Raw genomic sequence first — 16331 nt, forward strand, 5'->3', positions numbered from 1 at the left:
CACCCGGCGGCCACGCTGATGCCGTGCCCTCAGGGGAGGGGTCGCACACACGGGGGAGTCACGTGGACGAGTCGGAATGCCTGCACCAGCTGTTCGCCGCACAGGCGAGCCGAACCCCGGACCGGGTCGCGGTCACCGACGGGCGACGCCGGCTCACCTATCGCGAGCTCGACGACGCGGCCGGGCAGCTGGCCCGGCGACTGCGCCTGAACGGTGTCGGACCCGAGGTGCTGGTCGGCCTTTGCGTCGACCGCGACGTCGACCTGGTGGTGGCGATCCTCGCCGTTCTCCAGGCCGGTGGCGCCTACGTGCCGCTCGACCCGCGTTACCCGCGGGCCCGGCTGGAGTTCGTCCTCGCCGACTGCCGGTGCCCGGTGGTTCTCGGGCAGCAACGGTTCGCCCACCTGGTCGCGGCGACCGGCCTGCCGTTCGTCGCCGTCGATGCCGAGCCGGCCGACGGGCAGGAGCCCTCGACCGGGCCTGACGGTGGCGGGGTCCGGCCCGCTGGCACCGCCTACGTCCTCCACACGTCCGGCTCCACCGGGCAGCCGAAGGGGGTGATGGTCAGCCACGCCAACGTGTCGCGGCTGTTCACCGTCACCCGTGACGAGTTCGCCTTCGACCCGGACGACACCTGGACGCTGTTCCACTCCTTCGCCTTCGACTTCTCGGTGTGGGAGATGTGGGGCGCGTTGCTGCACGGCGGCCGACTGGTGGTCGTGCCCTACCCGGTCAGCCGCGACCCCGAGTCGTTCTGGCGGCTGCTGACGGCGGAGCGGGTCACCGTGCTCAACCAGACGCCTTCGGCGTTCCGCCGGCTCATCCGGGCGGCCGAGGCGGACGGCTGGCCGGAGACGACGCTGCGCACCGTCGTCTTCGGTGGCGAGGCGCTGCCACCGGCGATGCTGCGGCCGTGGTTCGACCGCTACGGCGACGCGACGCCGCGGCTGGTGAACATGTACGGGATCACCGAGACCACCGTGCACGTCACGGTCCGGCCACTCACCGCGGCCGACGCGGACGGCCAGGTCAGCCCGATCGGGGTGCCACTGGACGATCTCGACGCGGTCGTGCTCGGTCCGGACCTCCGCGCGGTACCGCACGGCGAACCCGGCGAGCTGTTCGTCGGTGGCGCCGGCGTGTCCACCGGCTACCTCGGGCGTCCCGGCCTGACCGCCCGCCGGTTCGTCCCCGACCCGTCCGGCCCGCCGGGCGCGCGCCGGTACCGCACGGGCGACCTGGCGGTCCTGCGGGACGGCGAGCTGGAGTTCCTCGGGCGCACCGACGACCAGGTGCAGTTCCGCGGGTTCCGGATCGAGCCGGCCGAGATCGAGGCGGCGTTGCTCACCAGGCCCGGCGTGTCCGCCGCCGTCGTGCTGCTGGACGACCGCGACGGCGAAGCCCGCCTGGCCGGTTTCGTCCTCGCCGCGGTCGGGGCGTCGGTCCGGCCGGAAGAGCTGCGTGCCGGCCTCGCCGAGCAGCTGCCCGTGCATCAGGTGCCGTCGGTGCTCCTGGTGGTGGACGCCTTTCCCCTCACCGTCAACGGAAAGCTCGACCGCGACGCACTGCTCTCCCTGGCGCGGAACCGTCCGGCCGCCGCCGCACTGTCCACATCGGACACCGCAGGTGGTGAGGACGCGGACCGGCTGGCGGCCATCTGGGCGGACGTGCTCGGTGTCGCGCGAGTCGACCCGCACGACAACTTCTTCGCGCTCGGCGGGGACTCCATGTCCGCCATCCGCGTGGTCGCCCGCGCCAGGGACGCGGCCATCCCGGTGAGCGTGGAGAGCCTGTTCAAGCATCCGACCGTCGCCGAACTGGCCACCGCCGCGGGCGATGATCCGGCCACGCCCGCCGAGGCGCTGGGGACCGAGCCGGCGGCGCCGGCCGACGGGGTGGCCGACACCTTTCCCGCCTCGCTGGTACAGGTCGGGGTCGTCTACGAATGCGAGATCACCGAGGATCCCACGCTCTACCACGACGCCAGCGCGGTTCGGCTGTCCGGGCCACTCGACCCGGCCGCGTTGCGCAGGGCACTCGACACCACCTCCGCCAGGCACGAGTTGCTCCGGGCGTGCTTCGACCTGGTCGGCCACGCCGAGCCGATGGTGCTGGTGCACCACGTCGCGCCGATCCCGCTGGCCGTGCTGGACGCCCCCGCCGCCCCCGATCCGGCCGCGGCGGTCCGTGCCTGGTGGACCGGCCAGTGGCGGCGGCCGTTCGAGCTGACCGCGGCGCCGCTGGTCCGGTGCCACGTGCTGAACCATCCGGACGGGACGTTCCACCTGGCACTGTCGGTGCACCACTCGGTGGTCGACGGCTGGAGCTTCGCGGTGGTGATGCGGGACCTGCTGCTCGCCTACGATCGCGAGCTGGGTTCGCCGGCGCCCGCCGAACCACCGCTTGCGTCGCGCTACCGCGACTTCGTGGCGCTGGAACGGCGGGCCGCCGCCAGTCCGGCGACCACCGCCTACTGGACCGAGTCGCTCGGCTCGTACCGTCACACTCCACTGTGGACGGAGAGACCCGCCGGCCCGGCCACCGAGTCCACCGTGTCCGTGCCGGTGGACCCCGCGCTCGCCAACAACGCGCGGCAGCTCGCCGTGCGGCTGGAGGTACCGGTGCGCAGCGTGTACCTGGCCGCCCACGTCTGGGCGCTCAGCGTGCTCCGGCACACCTCCGACGTGCTGACCGGGCTGGTCACGAACGGCCGGCCGGAGCACACCGGGGCCGAGTCGGCCGTCGGGATGTTCGTCAACACGCTGCCGCTGCGGACCCGTCTGCCGGACGGGTCGTGGAGCTCGCTGGTCCGGGCGGTGTTCGCCGCCGAGCAGGCCCAGCTGCCGCACCGCCGGTTCCCGCTGGCGAAGCTGCGTGCCGTCACCGGGGTCGGGCCGCCGGAGGCGCTGTTCAACTTCGCCGACTTCCGCGTCTACGACGTGCTGGCCGGTCTGCGGAACCTGCGCGCGCACGAGTGGTGGTTCGCCGATCGCAACGAGTTCCCGCTGTCGGTCACCGTCACCAGGGAGCCGATGTCGCCGGAATGGCAGCTGGTGGTTCGGGCCGGGGCGGAGCACGGCGGGCAGGCGCTGGCGGAGACGGCGGCGGAGCTGTTCCTGGACGCGCTCGGCCGGACCGTGACCGACCCCGACGGGCGCGTGGCCCTGGGCGTGCACCCGGTGGTGGTCCCGTGAACGACCAGCTTGCGAGCCAGATCGCGCGGTTGACGCCGGAGCAGCGCCGGTTGCTCGAGATCGAACGCCGGCAGCGGGCGGCTCCGGCGGTGACCGAGGCGCCACTCTCACCGGCGCAGGAGCGGCTGTGGTTCCTCGACCGGCTCGACCCCGGCAGTCCCGCGCTCGCGGTGATGTTCGCGACCAGGCTGGCCGGACCGCTCGACCCGGCCGCGTTGCGACACGCGCTCGACGACGTGGTGGCCCGGCAGTCCGCGCTGCGCACGGTGTTCCACGACGACGGCGAGGGACCGCGCCAGCGGGTGCTCGACCGGGTCCGGGTGGAGCTGCCGGTCGTGACCCTGGGGCAGGACGCCGGCAGCATCGCCGAGGCGGTGGCCGGGCACGCCGGCCGCCGGTTCGACCTGACCGTCGCGGCCGTGCCGCTGTGCACGCTGGTCGAGATCGGGCCTGCCGAGCACGTGCTGCTGACCAGCGTCCACCACATCGTGTTCGACGGCTGGTCGGCCGGGGTGTTCCAGGCCGAACTCGCCGGCTGCTACGCCCGCCGCGTCGGGGAGAGCGTCGACCTGCCCGCGCTCCCTGTCCGGTTCATCGACCACACGGTGGCCGAACGGGCCGCCACGACCGGCCCGGCCCTCGCCGAGCACCTGCGGTACTGGCGTGAGCGTCTGGCCGGCGCCCCGGAACTGTCGACGGTGCCGCCCGACCTGCCCCGGCCGCGGGCACCCACCCGGACCGGCGCCCACCTGCCGTTCGAGCTGCCCGCCGACGTCACCGATCGGCTGATCCAGGTGGCCCGGCGCGAGGACGCGAGTCTGAACAGTGCCGTGCTGGCCGTGTTCGGCGCACTGCTGCACGGGTTCACCGGCGCCGAGGACGTGCTGTTCGGGGTACCGGTGGCGCGCAGGACCCAGGTCGACGTCGAGGGGGTGATCGGCTGCTTCGCCGACATCGTCGTGGTCCGGCTCGACCTGGCCGGTCGGCCGACCGGCCGGAACCTGGTCCGGCGGGTTCACCGGGCCGCCGGTGAGGCGTACGCCCACCAGGCCGTGCCGTTCGCCGTGGTCGTCGAGCACGCCGGAGTCGATCGCTCACCTCGGCACAACCCGCTGTTCCAGGTCATGCTCAGCGTCAACGACGTCGTGGCCGCGGACGCGCTGACCGCCGGTGGGCTCGAGCTCACCGCCGCGGAGGTGGAGACGGGCACCACCGACTTCGACCTGTTCCTCACGATCCGGCGCACCGCGTCCGGGTTGTCCGGCGTGCTCGGCTACAACACCGACCTGTACCTGGCCGAGACCGCGGAGCTGGTCGCCGACCGGTTCCGCACGCTGCTCACCGCGTTCGCCGACGACCCGGACCTCCCGCTGGACCGCCTGGCCGAGCCGCGCCGGCGCAAGGTGTGTCTCGCCGCGTCGTTCTCCGCCGAGCCGCTCGGCGACACCGTGCGGTTCTGGTCGGACTTCCTGCGCCTGCCGATGTCGGTCGACTTCGCCGCCTACGGACAGGTCGTCCCGCAGCTGCTCGCCGGTGACCCGGCCGCGGACGCGACCGTCGTCCTCGTCCGGTGGGCGGACTCGCTGCGCCACCGGCCGGGCGGCTCGCCCGAGGTGGTCACCGACCTGCTCGCGGCCGTGCGTGCCTTCCGTGCCCGGTCCGGCTCGCCGCTGCTGCTCGTGATGTGCCCAGGGCCGGCCGACGACGGGCTGGACGAGAGGTTCGCCCGCGGTGTGGCCGGCATCGGCGGGGTCGAGGTGTGCTGGGCGGAGGAGTGGCAGGCCCGGCTACCGGTCGAACTGATCGACGACCCGGCCGCCGAGGAGCTCGGTCACGTGCCCTACACCGACGAGTTCTTCGCCGTGCTCGGCACGCTCGTCGTCGAGAGGCTGCGGGTGGCCTGGCGGCTGCCGGAGCCCGGTCCCGAGCGGGTCGCGTACCGCTCGGAGCACCTGGACACCGCCGCCGCGATCGCCGAGCGCGCACGGGTGACGCCGGCCCGCCCGGCCGGTGCGGGCACCGAGGTAGTCGCCCCGCGCACGCCGACCGAGGAACGACTGGTCGCGCTGTGGCGCGACTTGCTCGGCGCCGGCGAGGTCGGCGTCACCACGAGCTTCTTCGGCCTTGGCGGGCATTCGCTGCTGGCCACCCGCCTGCTGTCGCGGGTGCGCACGGAGCTCGGTGCCGGTGTCGCACTGCACCGGTTCCTGCTCGCGCCCACCATCGCCGAGCTGGCTCGCCTGGTCGACGCGGGCGAGCCGGATCGGGCACCAGAGGCGGTCATCGCGCCGGTATCGCGCGACCGGATGATCGAGGCGGCCTCGACCCAGCACCGGCTGTGGGCACTGTCCCAGTTGGACGGCCGGTCGGGGTACGGCATCACGTTCGCCGCCACGTTGCGCGGTGCACTGGACGAGGCGGCGCTGACCGCCGCGTTCGACGACGTGGTCGACCGGCACGAGGTGCTGCGGACCACGTTCGCCGAACAGGATGGGCGGCCGCTGCTGGCGATAGCCGAGCGGACGGACTGTTGGCTCACACCGGTCGACCTGCCGGCGTCGGCCGAGGCGCTGCCGGAACTGGTGCGCACGCACGCCACGGCGGCCTACGACCTGAAGGCGGGACCGCTGTTGCGATCCTGCCTGGTGCGCTCCGGCCCGGCCGAGCACCACCTGGTGATCGGGATGCACCACATCATCTGTGACAACCGGTCGTGGCACGTGTTCCTCGCCGACCTGTCCGCCGCATACCGGGCACGGTCGGGTGCGGGCGCGCGGCTCGAGCCACTGCCGATCCAGTTCGCCGACTACGCGGCCTGGCAGCGGGACCGGCTCGCCGGGGCGGAGGTCGCGGCCGACGTCGGCTACTGGCGGGACCTGCTGCGTGACGCGCCGACCGAGCTCGACCTCGGTGGCGGCCACATCGGGTCCGCGGGCGGCGTGCGTCGGCGGGAGCTGCCAGGAGAGCTCGGAGAGCGGGTCCGGCGGGCGGCGCGGGCCGCCGAGGTGACCCCGTTCGTCGTGCTGCTCACGGCCTATGCGCTGATGCTGCACCGGGAGAGCGGGCGGGACGACCTGGTCGTCGGGGTGCCGGCGGCCGGGCGGGACCTGCCGGAGCTGGCGAACCTCATCGGGTACTTCGCCGACCTGCTTCCGTTCCGGCTCGACCTGTCCGGCCGGCCGAGCGTCCGCCGGCTGCTGCGCCGGGTGCACGGGGCGACGCTGGCCGCCCAGCGGCACCGGACCGCGCCGCTGGCGGCGATCGTCGACGCGGTCGGCCCGCCACGCGACCCGGCGCGGCATCCGCTGTTCCAGCACGTGCTCAACGTCGTCGAGGAACCGACGGCCGGCCTGGACCTGCCGGGGCTCGAGGTCAGCACGCTGGACGTGCCGACCACCGGCACCGAGTTCGACCTGTTCGTGCACCTGTCCTGGCGGGACGGCCGGCTCACCGCGACCGCCGAGCACCGCGCCGGGCAGTTCGACGCCGGCCGGGTGGACGCGCTGCTCGACCGGTACGTGGCCGAGCTGGACACGCTCACCGCCGATCTCGACGCCGTCCCGTTCGGACCCGCCGAGCGGCCGTCCGGCCCGCTGGGCGTGACGATCACCGGCACCGGCTCGGTGGAACCGGTGCGGCGTGCCGCGAAGGACGCGGCCGCAGGGCTTCCGGTGCCGGTCGCGGTGCGGACCACCGCGCCGGGACGGCTGTTCCGCACTCTGCTCGACCCGGCAGGGGCGTTCGGGTCGGGCCGGCTCGGCGTCGTGGTGCTGCGCTGGCCGGACCTCCTGCCCGACGGCCCGGTCACCCTGGCCACGCGGGTGCGGGTGCTGGAGCAGGCGGTCGAGGACCTCCTCGCGGCGGTGCGGGCGCACCGTGCCTGGTCGGAGACGCCGCTGCTGCTGGTGGTCGCCGGGACCGGTGACGGGCTGGAGGAGCGGCTGGTCGCGTGGCTGCGGGACGGGCTGGCCGGACTCCCAGGAGTCGACGTGCGGACCGCGGACCGCGGCGATCAGGCGGTGGGCGCCTTGATCGTCCGGCGGTTGTGCCGGCTCGTCGGCTCGCCGGTGCGGTGGGTGGTGACCGACCGGAACGGCTGGGGGCGCGCCGAGCTCGGGCGGTTCATCCGGGAGCAGCATCGGCACGGCCGGCGGGTCGCGCTGTGCGGGCCCAGCGCGGCTGCCGGCTCCCCTCCGGGGGATCCGGCAGCGGTCCGGCTGGTCACCGGTGACGCGGGCGCCGCACTGGCCGAGTTGGCCGGCGCCGGGCTGGCCGACCCGGCCGAATGCCTCGTTCTCACCTCTGGCGAGCCGGTCGTGCCGGGTTCGGCCGGCGCCGTGCGGCTGCCCGCGGACCCTGGCGAGCGGGGGCGGCTGCTGGCCCGGCTGTGGGCGCTCGACAGCCCGTTCGTGCCGCCGGGCGAGCACCGGACCACGATCTCCGGTCTGCCCCTGGAGCTCGCCGGTGCGACGGTTCGGGCCGCCGCACGGCCGGGAACCGACACGGAACGGACCCTGACCGCCATCTGGGCGGAACTGCTCAGCCTCGATGTCTCCGCGATCGACGTGCACGACGACTTCTACGCGCTGGGCGGTGACTCGATGCTCGCCATCCAGGCGGTGTTCCGGACGAACGTGTCCGGCATCGCGCTGACCCCGGCGCAGTTCACCGATCGCCCGACCATCGCCGGACAGGCCGCGCTCGAGGCCCCGGTCCTCGCGGGGAGTGGCGGGCCGGACGCCGGCGAGGTACCGCTGACACTGCCGCAGCACTGGTTTCTGGCCAACCTCGAGCCGAACCTGCCCAATCCGTCGCACTTCAACACCCCGTGTTACCTCAGCCTGCGCCGGCCGGTGCCGGCCGGAGTGCTGCGCGCCGCGGTCGAGGCGGTGGTCACTCACCACGACGCACTGCGGCTGCGGTTGTCCGCTGACCGCCGGCAGACGCACGCCGACGCCGCGGACGGCGTGGTCTTCGAGAGCCATGACCTGACCGGTTCGTCCACTGTGGACCTCGAGGAACAGGTCACCGCGCTGTGCGTGCGGGCTCAGGCAGGCCTTGGTCTCGCGACCGGTCCGCTGGTCCGCGCCGCGCATTTCGCGCTCCCGGAAGGGGAACCCGACCGTCTGCTGCTCGTCGTCCACCACTGGGTGATCGACGGGGTGTCGCGGGACGTGCTGCTGGACGACCTGCAGACCGCCTGCCACCAGCTGATGGCAGGCGAGACCGTCCGGTTGCCGCCGAAAACCACGTCGTACCAGGAATGGTCACGCAGGCTCACCGAGCACGCCGCGTCTCCCGCGCTCCTCGCCGAGCTGCCGCTGTGGCTGGCCCAGCAGGCCAGGACCGCCTCGGTCCCGCGCGACTTTCCCGACGGCAGAGCCACTTTCTCCTCACGGCTGGAAGTGGACACCTGGCTCGACGAGCGGGTCATGGCGGGGCTGCGGGACCGGTCCAGGGCCCACCACACCAACCTGGTCCCCTTGCTGGTGCACGCGGTCGGCGACGCCGTGACCGCCTGGGCCGGCGGTGCGGGATGCGGCCTGTGGCTGTCCTCGCACGGCCGAACCGCGCCCGGAGGCAGTGGCCTGGACGTGTTCCGCACGGTCGGCTGGTTCCAGCACTTCTACCCGTTCCTGGTGCGCCAGAACGAGGACGTCGGCCAGGTGGCCGAGCGGCTGGCCGGGATACCCGACGGCGGGATCGGCTGGGGGCTCGCCCGGTACCTCTGCCCCGACCCCGCCGTGCGGGACACGCTCGCCACGCTGCCCGTGCCGGAGATCAGCCTGAACTTCACCGGGCACTTCGACTGGACGCACAGCGAGCACGGCGGCGAGCTGTTCGAGATGTGCCACGCGCCGTACGGGCTCGAGCAGGACGAGGCCGGAGTCTGGCCGCACACCATGGATGTCATGGCCAACGTGCTGGACAACCGGCTGCGGCTGTGCGTCCGGTACTCGGCGAACCTGCACCGCCGGGCCACGGCCGAGCACCTGCTCGCCGAGATCGAGGACCGGGTGGTGCGCCTGTCCGGCCGGGCGGGCACCACCGAACTGTTGCCAGGGGAGGAAACCGCATGACGACGGTCGACCGGAGTGGTGGCGTCGACTGCCTCGTGGTCGTGAACGACGAGGAGCAGTACTCGATCTGGCCGTCCGGCAGAGAGATCCCGGCCGGCTGGCGTCCGGTGGGCGTGACCGGCACCGAGGACGAGTGCGCCGCGTACGTCGACGAGGTGTGGCAGGACATCCGCCCGCTCAGTGTGCGCGCGGCCCTTGCGGTGCCGCCGCCGGTCGCGGTGCCCCCGCCGGTCGCGGTGCCGCCGCCGATCGCGGTGCCCCCGCCGGTCGCGGTGCCGTCGCGGGTCGCGGTGCCGTCGCGGGTTGCGGTGCCGTCGCGGGTTGCGGTGCCGTCGCGGGTTGCGGTGCCGTCGCGGGTTGCGGTGCCGTCGCGGGTTGCGGTGCCGTCGCCGGTCGCGGTGCCGTCGCCGGTCGCGGTGCCGCCGCCGGTCGGCGAGGCGGCGGAGGACCGGCTGGCCCAGGTGGTCGCGGACGTGCTCGGCGTCGAGCCGGCCGAGCTGACCGACGCCACCGCGGCGGTGACCGAGGCCCGGTGGACCAGCCTCAAGCACGTCGAGTTGGTCATCACGCTCGAGGACGTCTTCGGCGTGTCCTTCTCACACGCGGAGATCCGGGCCATGACCTCGCTTGCCGTCATCCGGAAGACGTTGCGTGACAAGGAGTCCTCCCGATGACGGTGGTTGACGCCGACACGGCGCAACTGGGCGCGACCGCCCTTTCCGCCCCGGCCGACGAGGATCTCGACCTGCTCCTGCTGATCCGGCACTTCGAGCTGCGGCTGCTCGACCTGTTCACCGCGGGACAGCTGCACGGCACCACGCACACCTGCCTCGGCCAGGAGTACGTACCGGTCGCCCTGCAACCGCTTTTGTCCACTGTGGACTTCGTGTTCAGCAACCACCGCGGGCACGGCCACTACCTGGCGCGGTACTCCGATCCGGTCGGGTTGCTGGCCGAGATCATGGGCCGGGCGGGCGCTGTGTGCCACGGTGTCGGCGGCAGCCAGCACATCCTGCGCGACGGGTACCTGTCGACCGGGGTGCAGGGCCAGAGCCTGCCGGTGGCCGCGGGGGTCGCGATGCACCTGCGGCGGTCGCGACCCGGAGCGCTGGCTCTGGCCTACGTCGGCGACGGCACCTGGGGTGAGGGCGCGGTCTACGAGGCGCTGAACATGGCCGCGTTGTGGCGGCTGCCGCTGCTGGTCGTGGTGGAGCACAACGGGATAGCGCAGTCGACGCCGACGTCGGCGCAGCTGGCCGGGACCATCGCGGGCCGGGCGGCGGCGTTCGGGATTCCCCACCACCGCACCGAGTCCGTGGACGTCAACGTGATCCGCGCCGAACTCGGGCCGCTGGTGGCCAGGGTGCGCACCGAGTGCGTGCCGCTGGTCGTCGAGTTCGCCACCCACCGGCTCGGCCCGCACAGCAAGGGTGACGACTCACGGCCACCCGAGGTGATCGAGCACGCCCGCCGCCATGACTGGTACGCACGCTACCGCGAGGCGTTTCCCGAGCGGTTCGCCGAGGCCGACGCACGGGCCGCGGCCCGGATCGCCGCGGTCGCCGACGAGTGTGCGGCCCGGCCTCCCGTGACCTGGCAGGCGAGCGCATGAGCCGGCCGGAGCGGGTGGTGGAGAACCTGAACCGCGCACTGCACGCCCACCTGGCGGCCGATCCCCGTCTGTACCTGCTGGGCGAGGACGTCGAGGACCCGTACGGCGGTGCGTTCAAGGTCACCAAGGGACTGTCCACTGTGTACGGGGAACGGGTGATCGGCACGCCGTTGAGCGAGGGCGGCATCGTCGGCGTGGCCGGCGGTCTGGCACTGGCCGGGGACAAGGCGCTGGTGGAGATCATGTTCGGCGACTTCGCCGCGCTGGCCTTCGACCAGCTGCTCAACTTCGCCAGCAAGTCCGTGTCGATGTACGGCCGGCCGGTCCCGATGCACCTCGTGGTGCGCTGCCCGTCCGGTGGCGGGCGCGGGTACGGGCCCACCCACAGCCAGAGCCTGCAGAAGCACTTCGTCGGCATTCCCGGCCTGGCCCTGTACGAGATGTCGCCGTTCCACGACAACCACGACGTGCTGGGCCGCATGCTCGGCGCCGGCTCGCCCGGCGTCTTCTTCGAGGACAAGGTGTTGTACACCCACCGGATGGCCGCCGCGGGCGTGGTCGACGAGCTGTTCCGGTTCGACTTCCTCGACCAGGCAGGGGAGTTCGCCCGGATCTACGCGGACGACCCCGGTGAGCTCGACTGCCTGCTCATCGGGGCCGGTGGGATGACCGACCGCGCGCTGACCGCCATGCGGGAGCTGCTGCTGGTCGACGAGATCGCCGTCCAATTGGTGGTGCCGTCCCGGCTGTACCCGTTCGACGTCGAGCCCGTGCTCCCACTCGCGGCCAAGGCCGGCGTCGTGTGCGTGGTCGAGGAGAGCACCGCGGGCGGCACCTGGGGAGCGGAGGTGGCAGCCGTTCTGCACACCCGGTTGTGGGAGACGCTGCGCCGGCCGGTCCGGCTGGTGCACTCCGCCGACAGCATCATTCCCACCGCCACCCATCTGGAGCGAGAGGTGCTCGTGGGCGCCGCCACGATCCGTGCGGCTGTGAAGTCCGAACTGGCCTCGCGGCGGGAAAGGAGCCTGACGTGATCGACGTCGAGGTGCCGAAGCTGAACAACAACGACGCCGGCTACGTCCTGACCGACTGGCTGGTCGAGGAGGGACGGTGGGTGCGGCCCGGTGATCCCATCGCGGTGATCGAGACGTCGAAGACGGCCGAGGAGCTGATCAGTGAGCAGGGCGGGGTACTGCACCAGGTCGTGCCGGAGTCGGCGGAGTGCCAGGGCGGCGACGTCGTCGGGCACCTGTTCGACTCGGAGGAGGACCACCGGCGGTTCACCGCGGAACTGGACACCGGTGTGCCGGCTCCGGACGAGGCGGAGGTCACGACCGGGCCGGTGCTGACCGAACCGGCGCGTGCTCTGGCCGAGCGGCACGGGATCGGGCTCGCCGAGTTCGGCGGCCTCGGGCGAGCGGTGGTCCGCGAGTCGGACGTGCAGCGCCTGCTCGACGAACGGGGGAGCACCGGCGAGTCCGATGTGGACGTCCACGAGCCGGGCCGGGTGCAGCGTGCGGTCGCGGCCGCGGTCACCGAGTCGCATCGGTCCATCCCGGCCGCGTTCACCGCGATCGCCGTACCGGTCGACGCCGCGCTCGCGGAGGCGGCCCGGCGCTCCGCCTCCGGTGACAGCTGGATCGGGCTGCCCGAGTTGCTCGTCGCCGTCGTCGGCGCGCTGCACCGGGACTTTCCGATCTGTTATGGACATCCGCTCGCCGACGGCACGGTCGCGCTGCCGCGTGGCGCGCACGTCGGGGTCACGATCGACGTCGGGAAGGGCCTGAAGGTCCCCGTCGTCCGCGACGCGCACCAGCGGTCAGTCGCCGAGCTCGCCGACGTGCTCATGGACTTCCGGATCCGGGCCATGCGGGACACGTTGCGCCCGGCCGATCTCGAGGGCGGCAACATCCTGGTCTCGCTCAACAACGAGGAGGACGTGCTGGTGGCGACGCCCATCGTCATGCCGGGGCAGATCTGCGCGCTGTCCCTGGCCGGCACGCGGCAGGAGCCGGTGCCGGGCGCGGACGGGACACCGGCGTTCCGCTCGGTCGTCCACATCGGACTGGCCTACGACCACCGCTTCGTCAACGGCCGCGAAGCGATTCGGTTCCTGCGCGCGGTGCGGGCCGGGCTGGAGACCGCGGGGAGTGACGCAGATGCGGCCCGCTGAGCCCGCCGTCGCACTCCGAGCCCGGTGGCAGCGGACCAAGGACAGCCAGCCCGCGCCGGAGCTGACCATCGGTCTGCTCGCCAGCTACACGATCGACCCGGTCGTTCCGTACCTCCAGCTGTTGTCGTCCGATGTGGACCTGCCGGTGGCCGCCACCGTCGGGCCGTTCGGCCAGATCATGGCGCAGTGCCTCGACGACCACGGGGAGATGGCTCGCCTGCGCCCGGACGTCCTGGTGGTCGCGCCCCGCCTGGAGGACCTGCCGGCAGGCGCATTGGACGGCGCCGGCGCGGCGGACGAGCTCATCGGGATGGCAGATGCGGTGCTGGCGGCCGCGGGGCGTTGGGAGTGCTGCCCGCTCTTCGTGCTGCCGGCCCTGCCGTGGCATGCGCCGAACGGTGTCGGCGACGCCGGCCGGGCCGACGGCGTCATGGCGACGGCGAACGCCGCCCGCGCGGCGCTGCGCGCACACCTGTCCGGTCGGCCCGGGGTGCTGGTGGCCGACGCGGAGGAGGCGGTCCGCACGGTCGGCACCTCGCACGCCTTCCACCCCGTGATGTACCGGTTCGCTCGCATTCCGTACAGCGAGGAGGTCTTCCGCGAGCTGGGCGCGAACCTGGCCCGGTTGCTGCGGATCCGCTACGCGGGCCGGCCGCGGACGGCGCTCGTGGACGCGTCCAGCCTGCTGGAGTCCCTGATGGACGACAGCGTCGTCACCTTCCTGGCCGACCTCAGGGCGGCCGGGTTCCGGCTCGTGCTGCGCGCCACCGGGGATCCAGAAGCGTTGTGGGACACCGTGGTCGGCGCCGCACCGCAGCTGGCCCACGAACTGCTCGACGGCTGGGTCGTGGACGCCCGGCCGGCCACCGAGCAGCTGGCCGGCGTGGTCGCCGACGCCGGCCGGCTGCTCGTCCTCACCGCCGATCCCGCTCTGGCCGCACTGGCAGAGGACGTCGACGGTGCCTCGGCCCTGCTGCTGGACGTCGCACCGGAGTCCTGGTCGTCGGCGGCGCACGCTGCCGGGGTGTTCGACTGGCTGCCGGGCGGAGCCGTCCGGGTGCCGGAGCGGCGGGATCGCCCCGCGGCGGCGCTGTCCCTGCAGGACTACATCGCCGGGCTGGCTGTGTCGGTCGGCTTCCACGAGGTCACCGCCGGTCTGCGGGACAAGGCGGTGGAGATCGTCGCCAGGGCCAAGGACTTCGTGTTCGGCCTGCCGGATCCGTCCGGCCGGCTCACCGCGACGCCCGGCAGGCAGGTGTTCGCCGCGAAGGTCACGGACCGGACCGGCGACTACGGGTTCGGCGCGGTGGTCGGGATGGACTGCGCCGGTGACCGGTGCACGGTGGATCTGCTGTCGATCTCCTGCCCGGTGATGGGCCGCGGCGTGGAGGACACGCTGCTCGACGAGATCGTGCGGCGGGCAGGAGACGGCGGCTGCGACACCGTCGAACTGTGCTGGCAGGCCACCGGCCGGAACGGGGTCGCCGTCGAGTTCGTCGAGGCCGCGACGCGGCGGACGTGGACTTCGCCCACAGGGCGTGAGATCAAGGTCCGCGGCGTCGAGGTCCACTAGGCGTACCCGACTCCGCGTGGCGTCATCGAGACTGCGCGCAGGGGCCGACGGCGCGGGCGTCCGAGCCCGGCTTGAGGTCCGTGGCCAGCAGTTCGGCCACGAAGCGGGCGATGCCGAGCTCGCGTCGCCCGGTGAGCTGGACCGCGACGACCCGCAGCGCGATCGGCTGCTGCTCGCAGATCGCCACCAGGTCGTCGACGGCGGCCGGCTCGGCCGCCGTGCGTCGCTCGCCGACGATCGAGGTGAGCAGGTTCCGAGCGTCCGATCTGGACAGTGCGCCGAGCCGGATCGGCTCGGCGCCGTCCCGCGCCACCAGGTCGTCGAGCGTGTTCCGCGAGGTGACCATCGTCTGGCAGGACCGCGTGCCCGGCAGGAGGGGACGTACCTGAGCCGATGTCGCCGCGTCGTCGAGCACGATCAGCATCCGGGCCGAGGCGAGCAGCGAGCGGTAGTCGGCCGCGGCCTCGGCGACGTCGGACGGGATCCGCTCGGGCGGCATGCCGAGCGCGCGCAGCACGTGGGCGAGGGCGGCCGCGGGTCCGACCGGGTCGGGGCTTGAGCCGCGCAGGTCCAGGTACAGCTCACCGTCCGGGAACTCCTCGGCCGCTCGGTGTGCCCAGTGCGCGCAGAGCGCCGTCTTGCCGATCCCGGCTGGTCCGGACACCACGACCGTCACCCTGGACCGGTCACGTGCGCAGAGCGCGTCGAGCCTGGCCAGTTCGGCTCGGCGGCCTTCGAAATGCGCGACGCCGTGCGGCAGCTGACGTGGCCTGGCCGGTGGGCTCCACCCGGTTCGCGTGCTCACGGACTCACGGCCCGCCGCCGGCACCGCCTCGACTACCAGTTGCCGGGCCGGTACGCCACGCAGGATCGCCAGCTCCATTTCACGCAGCTCCGCGCTCGGCTCGATGCCGAGCTCGTCGTTGAGCAACCGGCGACCGGCGCGGTAGGCGGCGAGGGCGTCGGCGGCCCGGCCCGTCCGGTACAGGGCGAGCATGTACCGGCGGCGGAGTCCCTCGTGCAGCGGATAAGGGTTGAGCAGACCGGCGAGCTCGGACACGAGCTCCGCGTGCCGGCCGAGGGCCAGCTCGGTGTCCAGCCGGCGTTGCAGCACCAGCAGACGGCGCTCCTCCAGCCGAGCCGTCTCCGACTCGGCGAACCGGCCACCGAGCCCGTCCAGCGGGATACCACGCCAGACCCCCAGTGCCGTGCGGAACGACGTGAACGCTTCCGTCAACCGTCCAGCGGCCAGTGCTCGCTCACCCGCCGCCGCGGCGTCCTCGAATCTCTCGACGTCGACCACGACCGGCGGCGAATGCAGGATGTACCCGGTTTGGGTGGTCTCCAGCGCGGCCGGTTCACCGGTGCTCGCCGTGAGGGCACGGCGCACGGCGGAAACGTGCACGTGGATCTGGTTGCGGACGGCGACCGGGGTGTCCTCCTCCCACAAGGCGCTGATGATCCGGGAGACCGGGACCAGTTGGTTGACGCGTGCGGCCAGCAACGCGAGAAGAAGCCGTTGTTTTCGGCGTCTGATGCGGATCGGCGTGCCGCCGGACATGATCTCGACAGGACCCAGAATGTGAATGTGCACGTTTCCCCCCGTGCGGCGAGTGCGGGGAGAAGCCGTGTTCCCCCCGGAACACCGCCAACCATGGCAAGCCTCGTCGACAACCCGTCGACAATCCGTCGACAGGAA

8 protein-coding genes are annotated in these 16331 nt (G+C 73.1%); 7 read left to right on the forward strand and 1 reads right to left on the reverse strand.

What is annotated here, in order from left to right; genetic code table 11:
* Window positions 1–62: 62 nt before the first annotated feature.
* From BM417_RS35895 to BM417_RS35925, 7 genes are read left to right on the forward strand one after another with little or no spacing between them, the layout of a single operon-like run.
* Window positions 63–3194, forward strand: a complete 3132-nt coding sequence (locus BM417_RS35895) for a non-ribosomal peptide synthetase (protein ID WP_177320784.1) — start codon at window positions 63–65, stop codon at window positions 3192–3194.
* Window positions 3191–9274: a condensation domain-containing protein gene (locus BM417_RS35900; RefSeq protein WP_177320785.1), complete on the forward strand. Its 6084-nt coding sequence runs from the start codon at window positions 3191–3193 to the stop codon at window positions 9272–9274. Before BM417_RS35895 ends, BM417_RS35900 begins: the two co-directional genes overlap by 4 nt.
* Window positions 9271–9948 carry an MbtH family NRPS accessory protein gene (locus tag BM417_RS50470; protein ID WP_093603730.1) on the forward strand — a complete coding sequence of 226 codons (678 nt, stop codon included), beginning with the start codon at window positions 9271–9273 and terminating at the stop codon, window positions 9946–9948. The genes BM417_RS35900 and BM417_RS50470 overlap by 4 nt, the downstream gene beginning before the upstream one ends.
* Window positions 9945–10886, forward strand: coding sequence for a thiamine pyrophosphate-dependent dehydrogenase E1 component subunit alpha (locus BM417_RS35910; protein ID WP_093603732.1), 942 nt, complete (start codon window positions 9945–9947; stop codon window positions 10884–10886). Before BM417_RS50470 ends, BM417_RS35910 begins: the two co-directional genes overlap by 4 nt.
* Window positions 10883–11920 carry an alpha-ketoacid dehydrogenase subunit beta gene (locus BM417_RS35915; RefSeq protein WP_093603734.1) on the forward strand — a complete coding sequence of 346 codons (1038 nt, stop codon included), beginning with the start codon at window positions 10883–10885 and terminating at the stop codon, window positions 11918–11920. Before BM417_RS35910 ends, BM417_RS35915 begins: the two co-directional genes overlap by 4 nt.
* Window positions 11917–13059: a 2-oxo acid dehydrogenase subunit E2 gene (locus BM417_RS35920; RefSeq protein WP_093603736.1), complete on the forward strand. Its 1143-nt coding sequence runs from the start codon at window positions 11917–11919 to the stop codon at window positions 13057–13059. Before BM417_RS35915 ends, BM417_RS35920 begins: the two co-directional genes overlap by 4 nt.
* On the forward strand, window positions 13046–14632 hold the full coding sequence (locus BM417_RS35925; RefSeq protein ID WP_143138940.1) for a hypothetical protein: 1587 nt from the start codon (window positions 13046–13048) through the stop codon (window positions 14630–14632). The genes BM417_RS35920 and BM417_RS35925 overlap by 14 nt, the downstream gene beginning before the upstream one ends.
* 22 nt (window positions 14633–14654) lie before the next feature.
* Here the strand turns inward: BM417_RS35925 and BM417_RS35930 are convergent, their stop codons facing one another.
* Window positions 14655–16226: an AfsR/SARP family transcriptional regulator gene (locus BM417_RS35930; protein WP_143138941.1), complete on the reverse strand. Its 1572-nt coding sequence runs from the start codon at window positions 16224–16226 to the stop codon at window positions 14655–14657.
* Window positions 16227–16331: the final 105 nt, after the last annotated feature.

This window comes from Lentzea waywayandensis (assembly GCF_900115955.1).
GTDB lineage: Bacteria > Actinomycetota > Actinomycetes > Mycobacteriales > Pseudonocardiaceae > Lentzea > Lentzea waywayandensis.